Raw genomic sequence first — 22404 nt, 5'->3', positions numbered from 1 at the left:
ACGCAATGCAGTTTTTCAGCCATGACGGCTTCGACCTCGCTTTTCTGGATCGCCAGCCTGCCACGGGCAACGGGGATCCCGTGCTGATGATTCACGGTTTTGCCTCCAGCCACTATGTGAACTGGGTCGCGCCGGGCTGGTTCAAGACGCTGAACGAGGCGGGCTATCGCGCCATCGCTTTCGATCATCGCGGGCATGGTGCTTCCACCAAGAGTTATGAGGGCGCCGACTACACGCCGGACAAGATGGCTTCCGATGCGGCAGCACTGCTCGACCATCTCGGCATCGAGCGAGCTCACGTGATGGGATATTCCATGGGCGCGCGTGTTTCCGCCTTCCTGGCGCTCTCCGATCCTGACAAGGTTGCTACGCTGGTGCTGGGCGGCCTGGGCATCGGTATGGTCGACGGTGTTGGCGACTGGGATCCGATCGCCGATGCGCTGATGGCGCCCGATGCCTCCGCGATCACGCATGCTCGCGGCAGGATGTTCCGCAGCTTTGCCGACCAGACCAGGAGCGACCGCCAGGCGCTTGCCGCCTGCATCGTCACCTCGCGTGAACTGCTTTCCGAAGACCAGGTTTCGCGCATTGCGCAGCCGACACTGGTGGCCGTCGGCACGACCGATGACATTGCCGGGTCGGCCGACGATCTGGCGGCATTGATGCCCAATGCCGCAGCGTTCCACATCGAAGGACGCGATCACATGCTGTCGGTGGGAGACCGCACCTTCAAGAAGCGGGTTCTGGAGTTCTACGCTCAACATCCGCTCTGAACTCGCAATGGTCGAGCTTCTCGTCGCCTATCTGGATATGACCGTATCGCCGTCAGGCACGGCATTGAGCAGTCCGGACGGTTCGGCTCGCCTGGCGCGCGAAACCCTTTCGCCCGCCGACTACCTGGACCTTTATCGCGCGGTCGGTGCATCGCTGGATTGGGATCAGCGGTTGCGCATGCCGGCGGAGCAATTGGCGATCCTGCTGGCGAGCCCCTCCACATGGCTGAATGTCCTGCGGGTGGATGGTGTTGCTGCGGGCTTCTGTGAATTCAACGGTGTCGGCGAGCCGGTTGTCGAACTGGCCCATTTCGGCTTGGCTATCGCCTTTCGGGACAGGGGATTGGGGCCCTATCTGCTGGACAGCTCGTTACGCGCGATCTGGTCGGAGAAGCCTCGCCGCGTGTGGTTGCATACCGACACCAACGATCACCCGAAGGCGCTGTCCGTCTATCTGCGCGCCGGTTTCGCCATTCGCGAACGGCGGATGGAGAGTTTTCCCGACTAGTTGCCTGATGGCGCCTCAAGCGCTTCGATCGAACGTCGGATATTTTCCCGCGCCTGCTTTTCGAAGCGGCTGCGGAAGATCTCGGTGTGGTAAATGTGCTCGCGCTCGAGAAAGGTCCTCAACACGTTGCCGCGCCCGATAACCCACAACGGCTCCTCCACCCAGGTGTATTCGCGCCGCACCGCTGCCTCGTAGGCGTTGAATGTTTCGGGTGCTGTGCCCAGGATCGACAGGTCCATGTCGAGCAGAAGCGCCGCGTCGCGCCTCGCCGTCTCCGGTTCGATCTGTGGAACCGTATGCGTGGCGGTGGCCTCGATCGTCAGGGCAATGCGGTTGAGCCTTTCCGCACTGGCGATGCCAGCCAGTTTGGCGCGCGCGAGATCGGCGCTGCGTGCCTCGTTATCCTTGGCCCGGCTGTCATAGATCGCATCGTGGAACCAGATCACCGCTTCGACTGCCTCGGGATCGGAAAAGGAGGATCGGTATTCGTCGAGCAGGTCCAGCAACGCCTCGATGTGAGCCATGCCGTGATAGTGGCGATCTCCACCACCATAGAGTGTCGACAGCTCCGCCTTCAATTCTGGCGCAATCAGGGAGGTGCTCATTGGCCGGTGAACTCCGCTTTGCGGCGTGCCTGGAAGGCAGCCCGGCCCTCGGCATAGTCGGCGCTGGTGAAGGTTTTGTCGCCAGCCGCACGAGCAAGCTCGATCTCGGTCGCATCGCCGCTCAATTCTGCATGGATTGCCAGCTTAGAGGCGCGCACCGAAAGCGGGGCATTGGCAGCTATGGTCGCCGCGAGCTCGGCGACGCGCCGCTCGAGTTCCCCGGGCGCGACGATTTCGAGCAGGAAACCAGCCTTGAGTGCGGTTTCCGCATCGATGCGATTGCCGGTGAAGGTGAGATAGCGTGCCATCTGCGGTCCCGCTGCGCCGACGATATCGCACATGGCGTCCTGCGGATACGCAAGCCCGAGTTTGGCGGCAGGCACTGCAAACAGCGTGTCGGGTGTTGCGAGCCTCAGGTCAGCCGCGGCGGCAAGACCGAAGCCGCCACCGAAGCATATGCCGTTCAGCGCTGCGATTACCGGTATCCGAGCGTTGCGAATGGACGCGAAGGCCGCGGAATTGGCCGCTTCGTAGCTGCGTGCGTTCTCGCCGCCGCGCAACGTGTCGAACTCGGCGATGTCGGCGCCGGCTGAAAAATCGGCCCCCGTGCCGCCTAGTATGATGGCTCGCACGGACGGATCAGCCGACAAGGCTTCAAACTTGGCGGACAGGGCCTGCCACATGGCGAAGGTGATGGCGTTCTTCTTCTGCGGCCGGTTGATGAGGATCGAGGCCACGTTATCGGTGACCTTCACGATCAAGGGTTCGTTTTCCATGCCCGGTTGAATTCCAGCCAGCCAAAACCATTTGAACGAGCGATAAGGAAAATTGAGTTCACCCGTGCTATGATATGGCTTATAGGACCGGCCGGATAAGACAAGCCGCCAGCGGAGACTGTCCATGAACAGCATCAGCATCGCCCGCTCCAGCCTTTTGCAGCCGGTCGACCCGATCTGGCGGTCCATTCGCGACGAGGCGACCGAGGCGGTCAACCGCGATCCGCTGCTGGCGGCGTTTCTCTACGCCACCATCCTGAACCAGGAGACGCTGGAAGAGGCCGTGATCCATCGTCTCGCCGAACGGCTCGCCCATCAGGATGTTGGTGCCGACCTGATCCGCCAGACGTTCAAGGCTATGCTCGACGATCAGTCCGACTGGTCCGATGTGGTACGCACCGACATCCAGGCCTATTTCGACCGCGACCCGGCCTGCGATCGCTATCTGATGCCGGTTCTCTACTTCAAGGGCTTCCATGCGATCCAGACACACCGCCTGGCGCACTGGCTTTGGAACCATGGCCGCCGGGATTTCGCTCTCTATCTGCAGAGCAGATCGTCGTCCGTGTTCCAGACCGACATCAATCCGGCCGCCCGTATCGGCAAGGGCATTTTCCTCGACCATGCCACCGGCTTTGTCGTCGGTGAAACGGCGGTCATCGAGGACGATGTCTCGATCCTGCATGGCGTCACCCTTGGCGGCACCGGCAAGGCCGGCGGCGACCGTCACCCGAAGATTCGCCACGGTGTGCTGATCGGCGCCGGCGCCAAGATCCTCGGCAACATCGAGATCGGTCATTGCTCCAAGGTGGCGGCCGGTTCCGTCGTGCTCTCGGCGGTGCCGCATAACAAGACGGTTGCTGGCGTGCCTGCACGCGTGGTGGGTGAAACCGGCTGCGACCAGCCGTCTCGCCAGATGGACCAGTTGCTGCCGTCTCAGTCGATGGAGCATGTGGTGTCGTTCGACATCTGAGCCAGGTCATGGGTCGCTCGAATTTAGAGGCACATTGCTGAGCCGCTTCATTGTGCGGCGGAGCCTGTCACCAATAGGCGCATCTGCCTTTACATCGCCATCCTTACCGTGCCAGAAGCGCGGAACGCCGTGAGCGCCGGATGGTGCCGGGCAGCCATTTCCTAGCGGAGAAAGCCGTTGAAACCCGACGAAATCAGAAAGCTGGACGCCTATTTCAAGCGCGTCTTCCAGAATCCGAAGCTCGAAGTAAAGGCGCGCCCGCGCAAGGAAGATTCGGCCGAACTCTACATCGGCGACGAGTTCCTGGGTCTCGTCTACAAGGACGAGGAAGAGGGCGATTACAATTTCTCGATGGCGATCCTCGACATCGATCTCGGCTGACACCGTGCAGGCGCCGTCCTGCTGCGCGGTCATCTAGACCCGCAAAGGGATGTTCCGACGTCTTTGAATGGCGGCGCCTGTCACTTCTTCAGCGTTGCACCCGTCTTCAAGGTGCCCGACGCAAAGGCCAGGACCGCTGCGTCCAGCGCCGGCCACTGGGCCAGGAATTCTCTCGGAAACCGGTAAGTGAGGCTCAGCCTTTCGCCGACGAGCACATCGCGCTCGCACGGAGCAAGCGATTGCTCTGCGCTTGGGCCGGCAAGACAACGCGCGACGAACGGCTCTTGTCCAGGACGCTCGGCCACGACCAGTTTCTCGTTCAGATAGCCGGACTTTTCGGTGAAATCGTAAATCGTGGTGCCGGCAGGGCCAGGCGTGCCGGGCCGTGCGATCAGCGACGAATAGATTGGTGCATAGCGGCCGCTCATGTCGCGCGACATCGCCTGTTCCTCGAATGTCAAAAACAGGATGGTGCGCTTGCCGGACGCATTGTTGAAATCGTCCCGTGCCGCGGCGGAGTATCCATCCATCTTGGGATAGCGCAGATAAACGTCGAGCCGGTCGGTGTTGCCATCGCGGCGTGCCTTGTCGAAACGGATGAAATTGGCAGGCACGGCCAGCACATTGTTGCCGATGACGATCCCGCGTATTTTCGTATCGTCGGAATAGCCACCCATGGCGATGGAATGACCAAGCCACTTGCCGGCTGCGCTGATGCCCGCCGACAGCAATGCCACGACGGCAAAAGCGTAGAACACCTTCACCATCACGCTGGAGTCGACAACCGTGAATTCGGGCGTTTCCGTTGCGGATTTGCTCATCTCGATCCCGAAGGCTGTGACCTGTTCCTTGCGCCGCACACAGGCGATTCCGGCAGGCTGACGATCAAGTCTGACTGTGAGGAACTATGGTAAACGGACGGTAAAGGTCTGGCCGTGCTTGTCACGCTCGCAGGCGGTCCTCTACTGTCTGGGAGACCTGAATTTTCCGAGCCTTGAGGGAAAGATGCCGATTTATGCTCTGGATGGAAAAGCGCCGCGCCTCGTCGACGCTGACAGCAACTGGATCGCACCCGACGCGACATTGATCGGCGACATCACGCTTGGGCGCAACGCCGGCATATGGTTTGGCGTCGTCATTCGGGGCGACAACGAGCCGATCCTTATAGGTGATGATACCAATGTGCAGGAACACACGGTGATGCACACCGACATCGGCTTTCCGCTGACCATCGGCACCGGCTGCACCATTGGCCACCGTGCCATGCTGCATGGCTGCAGCATCGGCGACAACAGCCTGATCGGCATGGGTGCCATCGTGCTGAATGGTGCGAAGATAGGTCGCAACTGCCTTGTCGGTGCGGGCGCGCTTGTCACCGAAGGCAAGGCTTTTCCCGACAATTCGCTTGTCGTCGGTTCGCCGGCGCGCGTCGTCCGTACCCTGGACGAAGATACGATCGCCGGTCTGCGCAATTCGGCTGCGCACTATGTCGCCAACGGCAGGCGCTTCAAGGCTGGCTTGACCGCTGCATGAAAGGATCGTGGGCCAGACAAGGCTCTGCAAGTTCTCCCCTCGGAATAATGCCGGCCGGTCGAGCCGCCACCTTGCAAAAAGGTGGAGCCGGCCCGGGGACTGGGCCGGCTCCTTGACCCGGTCGTCGGGGACGGGGAGGGTGGGGACTCGACCGGGTTTCCGTTATGTCCTTGGCGAGTGGGCCAGTTGCCCGGCCTGGACACGCTGTCAGCGGACGCTGGCAACCGCGTCGGCGCGACCATCCGTGATCGTTACCCAGACGCCGGAGTTCGTCTCGGACTGGCGCTTGAGGTAGGTGTAGGGGGTCTGGCTCCAGAGCAGGACCTTCGGCTGCAGGTTGTCGAGCACGAAGTCACCCATCGAGGTTCGGACAGTGAGGACGGCGTGGCCGTCGCCGTTCGGCTGGCGAGCCACGGTTATCAGCAGATCCCCCGCCGGGACACCGGCTCTGATCAGCTGCCGGCGCTTCTCAAGCGCATAATCCTCGCAATCGCCGTAGCCCTTGTCCGGATAGGCCCAGTATTCCTCAACGCCATAGGCTTCCAGATCGGTGACCGGCTTCACCTTGGTGTTCACATCGTTGTTGACCGAGATCATCGTCGCCCACAGCTTGCGCGACAGCTCGATCGGCGCGCCCTTTGCTGTGCGCTGCGTGCATTCGTCAGGCAGCCGCTGGCAAAGTTCATAGTGACCAACGGGCTGCGTTGTGCGCGCGCCGGTCGGCATATAGTTGCCGCCGGCCTTCGCGGTCCCCACCGCGCTGACCAGCACAGCTACTGCGACCAGCAGCTTGCGTCCAAATCCGTCCATGTCGTCGTCTCCCCGTTTGAGATGACAATGCCATGGTCGGATTTATTTGACGCAAAGTGGCGAAGTATATATTGAATAAAAGGCGGAACGATTTGAAAACTATTTCAAATACAATAAGTATAAAATAGTTACGATTTTTGTTGCAATTCGTTAACCATGGATCCTGGCCGCCTTTTCGGTACTGGTCCACAGCTATGGCTGAAGTCGGTTCTGCTGCTTGCTGCTCTCGGTTGTGATGTCGCAGATGTTGGATGGTAGCCGAAAAGCGCATGACGTGGCGGCCCTGAGGGACTTGCCTTCGACAGACAAAAGCGCAATCCTGACCCGCCAGAACAAGTCTTGCCACTTGAAGTTGTTAGAGGGGCAGCCAAGAGTCGGTAAATGGACGAGGACACCAAGCAAAGGTTGAGCCATCGCCAGTCACCGGTTCTTCCCGATGATGTCAGTCTGCTGCGTGGCATCATCGACCGAGCCGCAACCGCAATGGCGTTGCTTGGCAACGGTGGGCAGTGTCTCTTTGCAAATCGGGCTTTTGGTGCGTTGCTCGACCGGGAGCCGGAGAGTTGTATCGGACTGTCGCTGGCGGATGTTTTTCAAGTCGGTGATCGCAGCCCCTTCGCCGAACCGCTGCTGCCTATCGCAGATGCCGAGTGCCGGTACAGGCGCGCTGGGGGCGGTCTTCGCCACGGACTGATCAGCATCTCCCCTCTGGGAGAGACCGCAGGCGACACCGCATTCTGCTTTGTGCTTCAAATCACCGACATCGAGGTCCAGAAGCAGGCCGAACAGCGTTCGGTGGAAAACGAATGGCGCTGGAGCCATGCGCTTTCAGGCGCGGATCAGGCGGTCTGGGACACCGACATTCTTGGTCGTCGCATGTGGGTTTCCCCCCAGATCAGAACGATGGTCGGCCAGGAGGCCGGAGAGCTTGAGGTCGACGAATCCGAGTGGCTTGCACGGACCCATCCGGACGATCGTGACCGTGTCCGCGAGTCGGTCCGGGATGTCGTCCTCGGGCGCCGGGCCTCCCATGATGAAACCTACAGGCTCTTGCACGAAGACGGACACTGGGTCTGGATCCGCGCGCGGGGCAAGGTCGTGAAGCGCACGCCGGAGGGACGATCCCTGCGGCTGGTCGGGGCCATCACCGACATCTCGCATCAAAGGGAGATCGAAGAACAGCTGGCAGATGCTTCCGAACGCCTCGATATCGCGCTGGAAACCGGCGGTATCGGTATCTTCCACGTCGATTTTCCATCAGGTTTCCGGCACTGGGACGCACGCACGCATGAATTGCATGGGGTCACCGAGAAAACCTTTGATGGCACCGTCGACGGATTCAATCGCCTGCTCCACCCTGATGATGTGATCAAGGTTGAGCAGGTTCGGAATGCTGCTTTGGCGGAGCAAGAGCGCTACCAGACGGACTATCGCGTCAAACTGGGGGCACCGGACGCCTATCGCCATATCCGGGTTTCGGTTCGTCTCCTGCGCGACACGGATGGTTTGGTGCGCCGCGGCATCGGCGCCTGCTGGGACATTACCGGCGATGTGGAGCGGGCGACTGAACTCAGCGAAACGCTGGACCAGCTTTCCAGCGTCACCGACCGTCTGCAACTCGCCCTCGAAGCCGGCCATATCGGCACCTTCGACATGGATTATTCGACCGGTATGCGCAAATGGGACGCGCGCGCCTTCGCGCTGCATGGCGTGACACCGGGAACTTATGACGGATCGCGTGAAGGCTTCTTCAAGCTGCTTCATCCGGAAGACATCGCGCGCGTGCGCGAGCGCACGCGGCACTTTGCGGAATCAGGTGACGCCTTCACTTCCATTGAATACAGGGTGGTTCATCCCGCTTCTGGCGAGGTTCATCATATCCGGGTTGCAACCAAGGCAATCCGCGGGCCGGAAGGCAGGGTCCGGCGTTTTGTCGGTGTCTGCTGGGACATCACCGAGCAGATTGAGCGGTCAAAGCAGTTGCACGATGCACTGGCTCTCCTGGAGGCGGTGATGCGCGGCACGCCGGACCTGATCTACGCCAAGGACGCCGAAGGGCGTTACCTGCTCACCAACAAATCTGTCGAGCAACTGGCTGGTCGCTCGAGTGCCGATATTCTGGGCCGCTTTGACCACCAGGTTTTTCCGAGGGCCACGGCAGACACCGTTGTTGTTCACGACAGGCACGTGATGGAGACCGGGAAGCCGTTCACGGTCGAGGAGACCGTGCTGGTCGATGGTGTCCTGCGAACCTATTCGTCGACCAAGGCACCTCGGCTGGACGAAAAGGGCGAGATCGTCGGCATCGTCGGCATTTCGCGCGACATTACTGAGGCCAAGGCTGCGGAAGCGGCACTGCGCAGAAGCGAAATGCGCTGGCAATTTGCCGTCGATGGCGCCGGCGACGGCATCTGGGACTGGAATCTCGAAACAGGCCACGTTTTCTACTCCCCCCGCTGGAAAAGCATGCTGGGCTATGAGGAAGACGATATCGGGAACGCGGTCAGCGATTGGTCGGACCATGTTCATCCGGAGGATTTGCCGCGTTGCATGGAGATCATCGAAAGGCATCTCCGTGGCGAAACCGCCGACTTTATCCTGGAGCACCGCATGCTGGCCAAGGATGGTACGTGGCGCTGGATCTACGACCGCGGCAAGGTGATCGAAAGGGATGAGGCGGGCAAGCCACTCCGCTGTATCGGCACTCACACCGACATCACTGCGCGCAAGGAAGCGGAGCAGGCGATCGTGGCTTTGAACCAGCGGCTGCAACTTGCCGTCGAAGCGTCCGAGGCCGGTATTTTCGAGCTCGATTTCGCGACGGGGAAGTTCACCTGGGACGAGCGCATGTACGAGCTGTACGAATTGTCGCCGGATGATTTCGACGGCACCCTCGATCACTGGTTGACCTTCATCCATCCCGACGACGTGCCGGAGGTCCTGCGCCGTTATGAACTCGGGGTTCAGGAAACGTCGATCTTCTCCATGGATGTGCGCATCCGGCGTCAACATTCGGGCGCGATGCGTCATATCCGGTCGCTCGCCAAATTGTCGCGGGACGAAAGCGGCGCTCCTTTGCGTGCCGTCGGCATGAATTGGGACATCACCGACCATATCGACCTCGCTCAGGCTGTGTTCGAGGAAAAGGAACGGCTGCGCATCACGCTGCATTCGATCGGCGACTCAGTAATTTCAACCGACGCGCAAGCGCGCATCACTTTCATGAACCCGGTCGCCGAACAGATGACCGGCTGGCTGGCGAGCGAGGCGGCGGGCATGCCTTTGCGCGACGTTTTCCGCATCGTCGATGAGCAGACCGGCGATCCGATCCCCGACCCGGTCGAAACCTGTCTCGCCCGGCTACAACCATTTTATCTCAGCGACGCGGCGATACTGATCGGGCGCGACGGCGAGCGCCGCAGCGTCCGCGATTCAGCTGCTCCGGTGCGCACGGCTTCCGGCGAGATCATTGGTGCCGTACTGGTGTTTCAGGACGTGACCAAGGCCCGCACGCTGCAGCAGGCACTGGAACATTCGGCTAGTCATGACAGTCTGACCGGCTTGCCCAATCGGGCTGCTTTTGAGCGGGAGCTGAGGATTGCCGGCGAGCAGGCTCGTTCACGCGGCCAGCAGCATGTCATGTGCTTCATCGATCTCGATCGCTTCAAGCTGGTCAATGACACCGCCGGTCATGCCGCCGGTGATGCATTGCTGCGGGATGTTGCCAATGTGATGCGCCGGGTCTGCCGCGAAGACGACATCGTCGCCCGTCTGGGAGGAGACGAGTTCGGTTTGCTGCTGTACGAATGCGACACGCCCGACGGTGAAAAGCTTGCGCAACTGCTTCTGCGTCAGCTCGCGGCGCTCGAATTCGTCTGGGATGAGCGAACATACCGGATTGGGGCCAGCGTCGGCCTGACCGTCATCGGTCCCGAGGGCTTGCGTATCGATGAACTGATGAGCCAGGCAGATATTGCGTGCTACACAGCCAAGACCGCAGGCCGCAATCAGGTGTCGGTCTACGGCGGTGCCGGCAGCGAAGCGCATCGCAATCATCGCCAGGTTCAGGTGGCCGCAGGCATCCGCAACGCGATCGAGGCCAACCGGTTTCGCCTGTTTGCCCAGAAGGTGTGCGACCTCAGCGGTCGCTCGAACGGCTATTCGCATTACGAGATCCTGCTCCGGATGCTTGGGGACGATGGCGGCATCGTCGAGCCATCGGCCTTTATTCCCGCATCCGAGCACTACGACCTGATGGGCAATATCGACCGCTGGGTCATCCGCACCACATTCCGCGACTTCGGTGAGCGCCTGGCGTCGGCCGAACACCTGTCTTTCGCCATCAACTTGTCGGCCAATTCACTCAACGACCCGTTCCTGTGGCCATTCCTGCAGGAAGAACTGGACCGGTCCGGCCTGTCGCCGAGGCGGCTGCATTTCGAAATCACCGAGACCGCCGTCATGAACAATCTGTCGGCGGCGAAACTGTTCCTTTCCAAGGCGCGCACGGCTGGCTGCGGCGTGATCCTGGACGATTTCGGTACAGGTCTGAGCTCGTTCAGCTATCTGAGGCAGTTTCCGGTCAATGGTCTGAAAATCGATGGCAGCTTCATCCGGCAAGTCACCGAAAACGACCTCGACCGTGCCATCGTGGAATCGATCAACGCCGTTGGTCACCGCTTGGGCGCCATAACGGTTGCCGAGCAGGTCGAGGATAAGAAGACGCTCGAACTGGTCAAGGCCATGGGCATCGACCAGGCGCAGGGTTATGCGATCGCCATGCCGCAGCCGCTGGAGACGATTTTCTGATCGGGCATGGGCTGCAACAGCACGGCTGCAAACCCACGCAACCAGACTTGGGGCAGGCGGCTAGGTTCGCGGGCGGTTGAATTCGGAATCGAGCGTTTCCGGGCGCTGCACGACGGCGAACTCGATAGCGATGCCTTCTTCGAAATGGCGCACGACCTGGCCCCGCATGGTGCCGAGCACCACCTGAACGCCCTTGGCCGGCTTGACGTCGATTTCGATGGCCGCGCCCGACAGAGACAGATCGATGATACGGCACTGATACTGCCGTCCGTCTGAAAGCTGCAGCACGCTCATTGGATTGCGTGGCGCGACGCGTTCATGGCGACGGTCTTCCGGCAGGTCGAGTTCATGCTTGTTGGCGAGCCAGGTGAGCTGCGCGGCCAGCTTGTCGCGTTTGCGCTCGGAGGCCACCACTGTCATGGCAAAACCGTCCTGCAGGCGTCGCGTCACCACACCTTCGATACGGCCGATATGATCCAGATAAGCGATCACCTTTTCGCCGGGATCGCCGACGCGGTCGGCGCGAAGGGCCACGTTGCCGGGCGACATGTCGATGACTTGACAAGGATGCTCGGTGCGATCCTCGAGCATGAAACGACCATAGATCTTCACGCGAACGCGCTGAAAGTTGCGCCTTTCAGCCGCCGCCGGCGCCTGGTCGATCGCCGCTGACCTCATCACCGCTTGTTACCTCGTTGGCATTCCTGCGCCGTTGCGAGGAATTTCAGCAGAACGCTACATGATGAGAAGTTAAAAAAGCTGAAAATGTTAACGTCAGCTTAGAGCATTTACTCGTCTTCCCGCCCACCTTCGAGCACGACCAAATGGCGCACGCGCCTGGCGCCGCTGTAAGTGCCGGTCGGTTTGGCATATCCAAGTTCCGTCGGCGCCAGCGATGGAGCGACGATAGCCGTCCGGCTGGTCAAGGCAGCCATTTCCTTGTCCGGCTCGATGACACGAACCGATTCGATCGTCGCATCGGCGATTGGATCGGCACCCAGCCAGAACGGTTTTTCGGCGGTACTGACCACGCCCAGGCAGCGTGGGTGCTCCGCACCGCCATCGAGCGGCAACGCCAGAAGTTCGAATCGACAGGAGTGGCCGCCACGGCTCCTGCCTTCATAGCTGATCAGCACTGCCGAATTCTGCTCGAATACCCCCTGCATCAGGCGAGACACCAGTCGCTGGTCCTTTTCAAGCCACAACGAGGGGAAGGAGAAACCCTTCAGTTCGCGGCCGTAGGTGGCACACAACCTCGTGCCGGCCAGCCGAAAGACAGCTTCGCCACGCGAATCCCTCTCAAGAATGAAGGTGTCGGCCAGCAGCGTCTTGATATCGGCGGGCTCCACCTCGGTTCGCCGCGGTGCCGGGCGGCCGCGGCGCAGCCGGTTCCAATATTGGAACAGTGCGATCGATCCGTTCAGGTTCATAGTCGATATGCTCCGCGCCATCCGTCCATCAGATGTGCCATCGGGGAACAGCTGGGCGTTTTCCGATGGCCTACATGGGACGCGGAGCAGGATGCGTGCCAGTCTGGATGGCATTTGTTAACCGGCCGGGGTCATTAAGGTTAACGAGCGGTTTACATTGCTGATCAAACTTGTCCGTGCAAGATTGAAATCACTCCAGTTTTCGTCGTGGTCCGGTTCGGGCGGCGGCATTCCAGTCAAAGGCTTTCAGGGGAGCATGGGGGCTCGACCAGCCGTCCGAGGGAAACCTTGGACGGCTTTTTTTCTTGTTTTCCGAACTTTGATTCGTTTTCGATGCGCCCCGTTTGTGTAATGCGGTGCCTTGGCTTACATGCACCTTCACCAGGACGGGCCAGGAACCGGGAATGATACGATGAACGAGGCGAGAGAGACGGGGACACCGGCGGACGACGAGATTCCGTCGCGCGAGCCGATCTTCAATCTGCCCGTCATCGTCCTCGCGATTATCCTGATCTGCGCCGCGGTTCATTTGTTGCGTCTTTATGTGCTGACATCGCAGCAGGACATTGAACTGCTCATTCGTGCCGCGTTCATTCCGGTTCGTTACTCCGGCCAGTACGATCTGGATTTCTACGCCTTTTCGAGCCCGTTCACTTACACCTTCGTGCATGGTGGCTGGGCACATCTGATCGTGAACATGATCTGGCTTGCCGCATTCGGATCGCCGCTTGCAAACCGCATCGGCGTTTTGCGTTTCGCGCTGTTCTTCGCGGTCACCGGCGTCGCAGCGGCGTTCTTCTTTTTCGCCATTCACCCGCAGACGCAGGCGCCGTTGATCGGTGCGTCCGGTTCGATTTCCGGTATGATGGGCGCAGCCGCCCGTTTCGCCTTCCATGTCGATCGTTCATCCGGCAAAGGCGCGTTCGCCGGACCGTTGCTGCCTTTCAGCGCGGTGTTCCGTTCGCGTGCCACGCTGAGCTTCCTGGCTGTGTGGATGGTCATCAACATCGTCACCGGCGTCATCGGCTTCGTGCCGGGGCAAGACAGCCAGATCGCATGGGAGGCTCATATCGGCGGCTTCCTTGCCGGCTTCCTCGGACTGCGTTTCTTCGATCGCAAGCAAGTCTATGGTCGCTGATCGGAATACTTGAAATGCAGCCCGTCACGGCGCACCATATCCCTGCTTGACGTCAATATCCGCTCGCCCTGGGGCTGACGGATGGTTGCAGAGGAGGACGCCATGACTGTTAAGGCAATTCTTGAGGCGAAGGGCCACGCTGTGGTCACACTTGGCCCCAACGCGACACTGACCGAAGCGGTCGGATTGCTCGCCGATCGGCGGATTGGTGCGCTGGTCATCACCAACGGAGATCGCAAGATCGTCGGAATTCTCTCCGAGCGCGACGTGGTGCGTGTCATCGCCAAGGAGGGCGCCGCCGCACTCGACCTTCAAGTGCGCGCCGTCATGACGCCGAAGGTCAAGATCTGTAACGCGAGCCACACGGTCAACGAAGTCATGGAGATCATGACCAATGGCCGCTTCCGCCACCTGCCGGTGGAAAAGGATGGCTTGCTCGATGGCATCATCTCGATCGGCGACGTGGTCAAGCGGCGCATTGAAACGGTTGAGCGCGAGGCTGAGCAGATCAAAGCCTATATCGCCACGGCGTGATCACTGTTTCCCGACGAGGGAATCAAGACCTCCCCATGCCGGCGACGACATGGGGAGGTCTTTTCTTTGGGACAGGTCGCCAGCTCAACGGTTGTCGAGCTGTGGACGTACCAGTCTCAGCCCTTCACGCGTGATGCGATAGGGGCCGCCATTGTTGGAAGCGACGGCCTTCCTTCGCTTCAGTTTCTTGAAGAGCGAAATGTCGAAATCCGGATACCGCCAACCATCGCGGGTCAGGCAGTACACGGCTTCGATCTTCTGGCTGTCGTCTTTTTCGATTTCAATGCGTCCGCCCTGCGCGAGCAGGTGCAGGATGCGCTGTTCCAAGCGCGAAATGTTCATTGTGGAATGGTCCCGGGAAAACCTGGCCAAAATGGCCAAAACAAAAAACCGCAGCCACGCGAACGCGGCACGGGGTTTCAGGTTCTCACGCCCCGCCTTCAGCAGAAGGTCGGGGCTCTAGCGGGACTCAGACGAAGTAAACATCCACACTCCATGGGATGAGCGCCGTATAGGCGAAACCGTCACGGAATGCCAGCCTGGGCAGAATTCTGAAAATTGCAGACTTTTCTGAGAAAGGAGGCATCTGCGGTCCGTCATGCCAAGGCAGAGAACGGTAGAGCAGAATACCGTCCCATCGTCAGCGGATTCCGCTCTGGCATCAAAGCCGGATCAGCTTCGGTGATCCAGCCGCGCAACCAGCCGGTCACCCAGCCACTGTATGCCGCATACGAGCACGATCAGAACCGCCACCACGGCGATCATCACGGTGGTCTCGAAACGCTGATAGCCGTAGCGGATGGCAAGGTCGCCGAGCCCGCCTGCTCCGATCGCGCCGGCCATGGCAGACGCACCGACCAGCGTCACCAGTGTCACGGTGAAGCCGGCGACGATACCGGGCAGGGCTTCGGGCACGAGCACTTCGCGGATGATCGTCCAGCGGTTGCCGCCCATGGCGCGCGCCGCTTCGATGAGACCGCGGTCGACTTCGCGCAACGAGACTTCGGCGATACGGGCGTAATAGGGCGTCGCCGCAATCGACAGCGGTACGATTGCTGCCCATGTACCGATCGAGGTGCCAACGATCAGTCTCGTCACGGGGATCAACGCAACAAGCAGGATAATGAAGGGCACTGAACGAAAACCGTTGATGATGGCGGCAAGGATGCGGTTCACCCAAAGGTTCTCCGCGATGCCGCCGCGTTCGGTGGCGATCAGCGCCAGCCCCAACGGCAAGCCGGCGACCAGCGAGATCAAGCCGGACGCCGCCGTCATCAGCACGGTCTCCCAAAGCGACCGCAGCAGGAGTTGGAGCATGATTTCAGACATAACCGAGCACCTTGGCCCTGGCATTGCGGGCAATCAGGAAATCGAGTGTTTTGGCGACCTGGCCGTCTTTGGTGGCTATGCCGAGGAAGAGGCTGCCGACCGGTTCGCCCTGGACGTGGTCGACGCCGCCATGAATCAGGCGGAAACGGCCGGGAACGGCTGCTGCCAGTTCTGAAAGCAGTGGACGCCTGGCAGCATCACCGGCGATATCCACGCGCAGGATCGCCTCCTTGCCAGGAACGGATGAAAGTTTTTCGGCGATCTCGGCTGGCAGCTGCGGGCGGATTCCGCCAAGCAGGCTTTTCGTGATTTCGGACTGCGGATCAGCGAAGACCGACCAGACCGGACCCTCTTCGACGATACGTCCGGCATCGATCACCGCGACGCGGTCGGCGATCGAGCGGATCACTTCCATCTCGTGGGTGATCAGGAGGATGGTGAGGCCGAAACGTTGATTGATATCCTTGAGCAGCGCCAGGATCGATCGCGTCGTTTCCGGGTCGAGTGCCGATGTCGCTTCATCCGACAACAACAGCGCCGGTCCGGCGGCAAGCGCGCGGGCAATGCCGACGCGCTGTTTCTGGCCGCCGGACAGCGAGGACGGATAAGCCCTGGCCTTGGCGGAAAGGCCGACCAGTTCCAGCAGTTCTGCCGCTCGCGCCCGGCGCTCGGCCTTGGGTCTTCCCTCGATCTTGAGCGGCAGCGCGACATTGTCCTCGACCGTCTTGGCCGACAGCAGGTTGAAGTGCTGGAAAATCATGCCGATGCGCCGTCTCAGCGGCTGCAGTTCACGCTCGCCAAGCCGGCTGATCTCTCGGCCTTCGATGTGGACTTCGCCGGAATCCGGCCGCTCCAGTCCGTTCAGGCACCGGATCAATGTCGATTTGCCCGCGCCGCTGCGGCCGATGATGCCGAGGATCTCACCCTTGCGCACGGTCAGCGACACGCCCTCCAGTGCCGGCGTTTCTCCGAAGCGACGCTTCAGATCGACAAGGCGCACAATCTCGTCGCTCTGGGCAAGGGCCGGGCTGGCTGGCCGGCTGGCGATGTCATCGTCCATTGTGTCGGCCAAATGCGGGATCTCTGCCAAGACGTGCTGATTCACGGGTTGTCCTTTCCCGGCAGCCTCTTGCGGCTGCGCATCGAACGGCTCCAAACCAAGCAGCCCGCTGGCCGAAAGGCCGCGAGCTGCTCGCCGTTCCAGATAGGGTTGCATCGGCCTTAATAGGCGCTGATGCCGGTGCCCTTGTAGACGCGGTCGAATTCTGCCTTCACCGTCGGGTTCTGGTAGGCTGCGACCAAAGCCTTCACCCAGGGCTCGTTTTCATTGCCCTGCTTGACGGCGATGAAATTGCGGTACGGATTATCGGCGACCGGCTCCTGCGCGATGCGGTTTTCCGGTGTCAGCCCACTCTTCAGCGCCCAGTCTGTGTTGACGACAGCTGCGTCCAGGTCTTCCACCGAGCGGCCGACGATGCCGGCGTCGAGTTCCTTGATCTCGATCCCGCTCGGATTCTCGGCGATGTCGGCAGTGGTGGCCAGGATACCTGTACCGTCCTTCAGCTTGATGAGCTTTTCGTTCTGCAGCACGCGAAGCGCGCGGCCTTCGTTCGACGGATCGTTCGGCACGCCGACGACCGCGCCTTTTTTCAGGTCGGCCACCTTGGCATGCTTTTTCGAATAGAGGCCGATTGGCCAGACGCCGGTATAGCCGACCGGCACGATGTGATAGCCCTGTGTCTTGACCTGGTTGTCGAGATAAGGCTGGTGCTGGAACGCGTTGGCGTCGATCTCGCCGCGTTCCAACGCTTCGTTGGGCTGGGTGTAGTCGTTGAAGACCACGGTCTCGATGGTCAGGCCCGTCTTGGCGGCTTCAGCGGTGACGACGCGCCAGACGTCTTCATCCTCGCCGGAAATGATGCCAACCTTCACGGATTTCTTGTCCTCTGCATAGGCGGACGACGGAGCCGCAAGGCTGACGAGCGCGACGGCCGAAGCCAGCAATGCGGCAAGACCGGCGCGGCGGGTAATCGGGCTTCTAAAGGCGGTGGTCATAACAGTCCTCGGTCAAAAATAGCCTTGGGAGGCGAAAGGGTTGGCAGCGCGGAATGCGAAGCCTGCCCATATCGTCCACAAAGCCGGCTTCAAGTTCAAAGGACCGCTTTGCCTGTTCAGGGGTGGCGACAGGAATTTCGTCTTAAAGATTCCGCATTGCAGAGCAGAACAAACCTCGTCTTCGCACTTGCGAGATGACGGCGCGCAAAGTTTTTCCTAAAAGGAGACGAGGGGCGCGACATTTGCGGTGGCTTGCCTCGCGGCGCCGGTTGCGCTAGCCCAAATCAACGATTTCACGCTTCCTGAATGCAGGCCTCCATGACCCTCATCGACACCCGCACGTCCGACCCCAAGCGATTGATTCCCGGCGCCACCGGCGACTGGGAAGTTATCATCGGCATGGAGGTCCACGCGCAGGTGACCTCGGAGGCCAAGCTGTTCTCCGGTGCGTCGGCTGCTTTCGGTGCAGCCCCCAATGCCAACGTCTCGCTGGTCGATGCGGCGATGCCCGGTATGCTGCCCGTGATCAACGAGGAATGCGTGCGTCAGGCCATCCGCACCGGGCTTGGCCTGAACGCCCAGATCAACCACAAATCGGTTTTCGACCGGAAGAACTATTTTTATCCGGATCTGCCGCAAGGCTACCAGATCTCCCAGTTCAAGCAGCCGATCGTCGGTGAAGGCACGGTGATCGTCTCGGTCGGCCCGGATAAGAAAGGTGAGTTCGAGGACATCGAGGTCGGCATCGAACGCCTGCATCTGGAGCAGGACGCGGGCAAATCGATGCACGACCAGCATCCGACCATGTCCTATGTCGATCTCAACCGCTCCGGCGTGGCGCTGATGGAGATTGTCTCGAAGCCCGACATTCGCTCATCCGACGAGGCCAAGGCGTACATCACCAAGCTGCGCACCATCGTGCGCTACCTCGGCACCTGCGACGGCAACATGGACGAGGGCTCCCTGCGCGCCGATGTCAACGTTTCGGTGCGCCGGCCGGGCGAAGGCTTCGGCACCCGTTGCGAAATCAAGAACATGAACTCGATCCGCTTTATCGGCCAGGCTATCGAGTATGAGGCGCGCCGCCAGATCGCCATCCTGGAGGACGGGGGCAAGATCGACCAGGAAACTCGCCTATTCGACCCGGTAAAGGGCGAGACGCGTTCCATGCGTTCCAAGGAGGAAGCGCACGACTATCGCTATTTCCCCGATCCGGACCTGCTGCCGCTGGAGTTCGACCAGGCCTATGTCGAGGAACTCGCCAGATACCTGCCGGAGTTGCCGGACGACAAGAAGACGCGTCTGGTCGAGAAGCTCGGCCTGTCCGCTTATGACGCCTCGATCCTCGTCTCGGAAAAGGCCATTGCCGATTATTTCGAGCAGGTGACGATGGGGCGCGACGGCAAGGCGGTGGCGAACTGGGTCATCAACGACCTGCTGGGTGCGTTGAACAAGTCCGGCAAAGCCATTGAAGAGACTCCGGTTTCACCTGCCCAGCTTGGTGGCATCATTGACTTGATCAAGGAAGGCACCATCTCCGGCAAGATTGCCAAGGACCTGTTCGAGATCGTCTGGAACGAAGGCGGTGACCCGAAGGAGCTCGTCGAGACGCGCGGCATGAAGCAGGTCACCGACACCGGTGCCATCGAAAAGGCGGTGGACGAGGTGATCGCAGCCAACCCGGACAAGGTCGAGCAGGCCAAGGCGAAGCCGTCGATGGCCGGCTGGTTCGTCGGCCAGGTCATGAAGGCGACCGGCGGCAAGGCCAATCCGCAGGCGGTCAACGATCTCGTCAAGGCCAAACTCGGCATCACGGAATAGCCGCCATGTTCGTGCGTACGGCGAGCGAGCGTGACCTTGAAGCGGTAAAGGCGCTGCTCGCCGAGACATGGCATGCCACCTATGATGCCATTTACGGCGTGGAGCGGGTGAACGAGATCACCAGCCAGTGGCACACGCCAGCTTCGCTCAAGGCCCGCCTGACTCAGCCAAACTCCGAGTTCCTGGTCGCCGACGATGGCGAGACCATCGCCGGCGTGGCCTTTGCAGCTGCGACCGACGATCCAAAGGTGGTGAAGTTGCGCCAGCTTTATGTGCTGCCGGCATTCCAGCACAAAGGCATCGGCAGCATGCTGCTGGAAGAGATCGAAGACAGCTTTCCCGAAGCCCACACACTGCGGCTGGAGGTGGAGGGTGCCAATGCGCCGGCCATCCGCTTCTACAAGGCCAATGGTTTCACCGAGGCTGGCCAGAGCAGCGATTGTGGTGCTGCCGGATCGGGTATCCCGGCGCTGGTATTCGAGAAACGGCTGGGTTAGCCGCTTCCCGCGGAGAGAATAAGTCCTCTAGATCCCGACAATCTCGACATTGTCGATCAACCGCGTAGCGCCGAGCCGCGCGGCCACCAGGATGCGGCCGTCGCGGTCGCGTCGCCAGGGTGCAAGCGTATCACTCTCGCGCGCCTCGACATAGTCGACGGCAGCGAAGCCAGTGGCGAGGATTTGTCGGCGGGCTTTCTCCAGCGTTTCCTCTTCGCCAGCCCCAGATTGCAAGTCCTGCGCGGCACGGCGCAGGATCTTGTTGAGCTGTCGCGCCACGGCGAGTTCGGCAGGCGAGAGATAGGCATTGCGCGAGGACATGGCGAGGCCTTCTCCGTCCCGCACCGTCGGTGCTCCGATGACCTCGACGGGAATGTCCAGATCGCGGCAGAGCTTTTTCACCACACAGAGCTGCTGATAGTCTTTTTCGCCGAAGATCGCGCAGTCGGGCAGGGTCTGCAGGAAAAGCTTGGCGACGATCGTGGCGACGCCTTCGAAGAAGGTTGGCCGGAAATCGGTTTCCAGTCCGGTCGACGGACCACCGATGACCACCTTGGCGTCGAAGCCTTGCGGGTACATTTCCGCCGCCGCCGGCGTGAAGGCAAGCTGCACGCCGGCTTCTGCCAGTCGGTCAAGGTCGGCGGCCAGCTGGCGCGGATATTTGTCGAGGTCTTCGGTCGGTGCGAATTGCGTCGGATTGACGAAGATCGACACCACGCATCGGTCGGCGCGATCGAGTGCTATGCGCGTCAGCGAAACATGTCCGTCATGCAGCGCGCCCATGGTCGGCACCATGGCAACGCTCAGGCCCTGGCGGCGCCACTCCCGCACGACGGTGCGCAGATTGGAAACGGTTTCAACAACTTGCGGGCGTTTCATGATTCTTTCGTGCCCTTCGGTTGAAACACGTGTTCGGGTCCCGGGAAGGTGCGCGCGCGTACGTCCTCGGCATAGTGGACGGCTGCTTTGGCCACCGTGTCGCGCAGGCTGGCATATTCCTTGACGAATTTCGGCACGCGGTCGACGGTCAGGCCGATCGCATCGTCGACGACGAGGATCTGGCCGTCGCAGGCCGCGCTGGCGCCTATGCCGATGGTGGGGATCGCCGCCCGACGCGTGATCTCGGCCGCCACAGGCTCCATCGTGCCTTCGATCACCATCGAGAAGGCTCCAGCGCGCTCGACAGCTTTGGCATCAGCCAGGAGTGCGGCGATGGCGGTATCGGTGCCGCCCTTGATTTTATAGCCGCCGTCCTTTTCGACCGATTGCGGCTGCAGTCCGATATGACCCATGACGGCAATGCCGGCGCCTGTAATGGCGGCGATCTGTTCCGCCACGTCGATCCCACCCTCCAGCTTCACGGCATCACAGCCGGTTTCATCGATCAGGCGTTGGGCCGAGGCGAGGGCGACGGCGGGCGAACTTTCATAGCTGCCGGCCGGCATGTCGAGCACGACGCACGCGCGCCGCGTGCCGCGCATCACAGCCTGGCCATGCAGGATCATCATCTCCATGGTCGCGCCGAGTGTTGTCTTGTGCCCATGCAGGACCATGGCGACGCTATCGCCGACCAGCAAAAGATCGACATGCGGGTCAAGCAGGCGGGCAATGGGATAGGTGTAGGCGGTCAGGCAGACGATCGGCGTGCCGCCCTTGCGGGCCGACAACTCTGCAGGCGTGATGCGGGGTGCAGCCGCAGTCGCGTCGGAAGCCATCTTTTTCCTCCCATGACGGACAGGCCGAACCTGTCCGAAAGCCCGGTTGTCCGAGCGTCCCAAGGGATACGGAGCGGCTAATTATTTTGCAAGTGCGAGATGGATTTGAGCAAATGCGAAATGGAGGGGCATTTTTCCCCGTTTCCGGATGAGGAGTGCTGGAACTCCACATTGTCCCGACGATCTAACCCTTGCCTTCCGCCCGGCAGGGCGCCATAAGCAGGCAACGGCAAACGCCCGCGAGGACCAGCATGGCAGGCTTTCTGACGCAGTTTTTCACCTGGTGGAACGGCCAGACGCTGGGAACGCGTTTCCATACCTGGCGTCATGGCAAGAAAGTTGGTCAGGACGAATTCGGCAACATCTACTACGAGGGCGGCATCAATTCCGACGGGCAGACCCGCCGTTGGGTGATCTATGCCGATAAGTCGGAAGCCTCGGCCATTCCTCCCGGCTGGCACGGCTGGATTCACCACCGTGTCGATGTTGCTCCGGTCAACGAGACATACACGCCGCGCGAATGGCAGAAGCCGCACGAGCCCAACCTGACGGGTACCGCCGCCGCGTACCGGCCGAAGGGTTCGATCCTGGGCAGCCAGCACCGTCCACAGGTGACCGGCGACTATGATGCCTGGACGCCGGGTTCCTGACTAGACACGGTTCGGGTTCTCGCCACATTTGCCGTTTAGCTGGTTCGCTTCGCCGGAACGCTCTACC

General features: G+C 60.9%; 23 protein-coding genes. 11 read left to right on the top strand and 12 right to left on the bottom strand.

What is annotated here, in order from left to right; genetic code table 11:
* Positions 1-5 precede the first annotated feature (5 nt).
* Both ACFWYE_RS05950 and ACFWYE_RS05945 read left to right on the top strand, forming a co-directional pair.
* A complete protein-coding gene (locus ACFWYE_RS05950; protein WP_379110168.1) occupies positions 6-773 on the top strand; it encodes an alpha/beta fold hydrolase in 768 nt (255 codons plus the stop codon).
* Between the two features lie 7 nt (positions 774-780).
* Positions 781-1281 (top strand): GNAT family N-acetyltransferase, encoded by a 501-nt coding sequence (locus tag ACFWYE_RS05945; protein ID WP_379110167.1) that lies wholly within the window; start codon positions 781-783, stop codon positions 1279-1281.
* Here the strand turns inward: ACFWYE_RS05945 and ACFWYE_RS05940 are convergent.
* Both ACFWYE_RS05940 and ACFWYE_RS05935 read right to left on the bottom strand, forming a co-directional pair.
* Positions 1278-1886, bottom strand: coding sequence for a hypothetical protein (locus ACFWYE_RS05940; RefSeq protein ID WP_379110166.1), 609 nt, complete (start codon positions 1884-1886; stop codon positions 1278-1280). The genes ACFWYE_RS05945 and ACFWYE_RS05940 overlap by 4 nt on opposite strands.
* Entirely contained in the window at positions 1883-2662 is a 780-nt protein-coding gene (locus ACFWYE_RS05935) for an enoyl-CoA hydratase-related protein (RefSeq protein WP_379110164.1), read from the bottom strand. The genes ACFWYE_RS05940 and ACFWYE_RS05935 overlap by 4 nt, the downstream gene beginning before the upstream one ends.
* Positions 2663-2786: 124 nt before the next feature.
* Here ACFWYE_RS05935 and cysE point away from each other — a divergent pair, with 124 nt between their 5' ends.
* Both cysE and ACFWYE_RS05925 read left to right on the top strand, forming a co-directional pair.
* Positions 2787-3635, top strand: coding sequence for a serine O-acetyltransferase (gene cysE / locus ACFWYE_RS05930; RefSeq protein WP_379110162.1), 849 nt, complete (start codon positions 2787-2789; stop codon positions 3633-3635).
* A 177-nt stretch (positions 3636-3812) separates the two neighbouring features.
* Positions 3813-4016 (top strand): DUF3126 family protein, encoded by a 204-nt coding sequence (locus ACFWYE_RS05925; protein WP_129415718.1) that lies wholly within the window; start codon positions 3813-3815, stop codon positions 4014-4016.
* An 80-nt stretch (positions 4017-4096) separates the two neighbouring features.
* Here ACFWYE_RS05925 and ACFWYE_RS05920 read toward each other — a convergent pair whose 3' ends face one another.
* The gene (locus ACFWYE_RS05920) at positions 4097-4837 is read right to left on the bottom strand and encodes a hypothetical protein (RefSeq protein WP_379110160.1); all 741 of its coding nucleotides are present in this window, start codon (positions 4835-4837) and stop codon (positions 4097-4099) included.
* A 184-nt stretch (positions 4838-5021) separates the two neighbouring features.
* Here ACFWYE_RS05920 and ACFWYE_RS05915 point away from each other — a divergent pair, with 184 nt between their 5' ends.
* On the top strand, positions 5022-5549 hold the full coding sequence (locus ACFWYE_RS05915; RefSeq protein WP_379072384.1) for a gamma carbonic anhydrase family protein: 528 nt from the start codon (positions 5022-5024) through the stop codon (positions 5547-5549).
* 207 nt (positions 5550-5756) lie between these two features.
* Here ACFWYE_RS05915 and ACFWYE_RS05910 read toward each other — a convergent pair whose 3' ends face one another.
* Entirely contained in the window at positions 5757-6359 is a 603-nt protein-coding gene (locus ACFWYE_RS05910) for a transglutaminase-like cysteine peptidase (protein WP_379072381.1), read from the bottom strand.
* A 381-nt stretch (positions 6360-6740) separates the two neighbouring features.
* Between ACFWYE_RS05910 and ACFWYE_RS05905 the strand changes: the two genes are divergently transcribed.
* Positions 6741-11168 (top strand): PAS domain-containing protein, encoded by a 4428-nt coding sequence (locus ACFWYE_RS05905; RefSeq protein WP_379110158.1) that lies wholly within the window; start codon positions 6741-6743, stop codon positions 11166-11168.
* Between the two features lie 60 nt (positions 11169-11228).
* Here ACFWYE_RS05905 and ACFWYE_RS05900 read toward each other — a convergent pair whose 3' ends face one another.
* Both ACFWYE_RS05900 and ACFWYE_RS05895 read right to left on the bottom strand, forming a co-directional pair.
* Complete coding sequence (locus ACFWYE_RS05900; protein ID WP_129415713.1) at positions 11229-11846, bottom strand: PilZ domain-containing protein; 618 nt, start codon at positions 11844-11846, stop codon at positions 11229-11231.
* 110 nt (positions 11847-11956) lie between these two features.
* A complete protein-coding gene (locus ACFWYE_RS05895; RefSeq protein ID WP_379110156.1) occupies positions 11957-12598 on the bottom strand; it encodes a PAS domain-containing protein in 642 nt (213 codons plus the stop codon).
* A 412-nt stretch (positions 12599-13010) separates the two neighbouring features.
* Here ACFWYE_RS05895 and ACFWYE_RS05890 point away from each other — a divergent pair, with 412 nt between their 5' ends.
* Together ACFWYE_RS05890 and ACFWYE_RS05885 are read left to right on the top strand one after the other, a co-directional pair.
* Positions 13011-13736 carry a rhomboid family intramembrane serine protease gene (locus ACFWYE_RS05890; protein ID WP_379110155.1) on the top strand — a complete coding sequence of 242 codons (726 nt, stop codon included), beginning with the start codon at positions 13011-13013 and terminating at the stop codon, positions 13734-13736.
* Between the two features lie 102 nt (positions 13737-13838).
* Positions 13839-14270, top strand: a complete 432-nt coding sequence (locus ACFWYE_RS05885) for a CBS domain-containing protein (RefSeq protein ID WP_129415710.1) — start codon at positions 13839-13841, stop codon at positions 14268-14270.
* 84 nt (positions 14271-14354) lie between these two features.
* Here ACFWYE_RS05885 and ACFWYE_RS05880 read toward each other — a convergent pair whose 3' ends face one another.
* The 4 genes from ACFWYE_RS05880 to ACFWYE_RS05865 all read right to left on the bottom strand — a co-directional run bounded on the left by ACFWYE_RS05880 (position 14355) and on the right by ACFWYE_RS05865 (position 17654).
* Positions 14355-14612 carry a YjhX family toxin gene (locus ACFWYE_RS05880; protein WP_379072372.1) on the bottom strand — a complete coding sequence of 86 codons (258 nt, stop codon included), beginning with the start codon at positions 14610-14612 and terminating at the stop codon, positions 14355-14357.
* 330 nt (positions 14613-14942) lie between these two features.
* Complete coding sequence (locus ACFWYE_RS05875) at positions 14943-15599, bottom strand: methionine ABC transporter permease (RefSeq protein WP_379110153.1); 657 nt, start codon at positions 15597-15599, stop codon at positions 14943-14945.
* Positions 15592-16704, bottom strand: a complete 1113-nt coding sequence (locus tag ACFWYE_RS05870) for a methionine ABC transporter ATP-binding protein (RefSeq protein ID WP_379110151.1) — start codon at positions 16702-16704, stop codon at positions 15592-15594. The genes ACFWYE_RS05875 and ACFWYE_RS05870 overlap by 8 nt, the downstream gene beginning before the upstream one ends.
* Positions 16705-16820: 116 nt before the next feature.
* Positions 16821-17654, bottom strand: a complete 834-nt coding sequence (locus ACFWYE_RS05865) for a MetQ/NlpA family lipoprotein (RefSeq protein ID WP_129415706.1) — start codon at positions 17652-17654, stop codon at positions 16821-16823.
* A gap of 318 nt (positions 17655-17972) precedes the next feature.
* On the opposite strand from ACFWYE_RS05865, the gene gatB reads away from it, so the two are divergent.
* Complete coding sequence (gatB, locus tag ACFWYE_RS05860; RefSeq protein WP_379110149.1) at positions 17973-19475, top strand: Asp-tRNA(Asn)/Glu-tRNA(Gln) amidotransferase subunit GatB; 1503 nt, start codon at positions 17973-17975, stop codon at positions 19473-19475.
* Between the two features lie 5 nt (positions 19476-19480).
* Positions 19481-19972 carry a GNAT family N-acetyltransferase gene (locus tag ACFWYE_RS05855; RefSeq protein ID WP_379110147.1) on the top strand — a complete coding sequence of 164 codons (492 nt, stop codon included), beginning with the start codon at positions 19481-19483 and terminating at the stop codon, positions 19970-19972.
* A gap of 27 nt (positions 19973-19999) precedes the next feature.
* Here ACFWYE_RS05855 and panC read toward each other — a convergent pair whose 3' ends face one another.
* On the bottom strand, positions 20000-20851 hold the full coding sequence (gene panC / locus ACFWYE_RS05850; protein WP_379110146.1) for a pantoate--beta-alanine ligase: 852 nt from the start codon (positions 20849-20851) through the stop codon (positions 20000-20002).
* Positions 20848-21687 (bottom strand): 3-methyl-2-oxobutanoate hydroxymethyltransferase, encoded by an 840-nt coding sequence (panB, locus tag ACFWYE_RS05845; protein ID WP_379110145.1) that lies wholly within the window; start codon positions 21685-21687, stop codon positions 20848-20850. The genes panC and panB overlap by 4 nt, the downstream gene beginning before the upstream one ends.
* Positions 21688-21938: 251 nt before the next feature.
* Here panB and ACFWYE_RS05840 point away from each other — a divergent pair, with 251 nt between their 5' ends.
* Complete coding sequence (locus ACFWYE_RS05840) at positions 21939-22337, top strand: NADH:ubiquinone oxidoreductase subunit NDUFA12 (RefSeq protein ID WP_379110143.1); 399 nt, start codon at positions 21939-21941, stop codon at positions 22335-22337.
* Positions 22338-22404: the final 67 nt, after the last annotated feature.

Origin of the sequence: Mesorhizobium sp. NPDC059025 (assembly GCF_042739655.1) — a bacterium.
Taxonomy (GTDB): Bacteria; Pseudomonadota; Alphaproteobacteria; order Rhizobiales; family Rhizobiaceae; genus Mesorhizobium.
The sequence above is the reverse complement of the archived record's forward strand: the minus strand, read 5'-3'. Positions and strand labels throughout refer to the sequence as shown.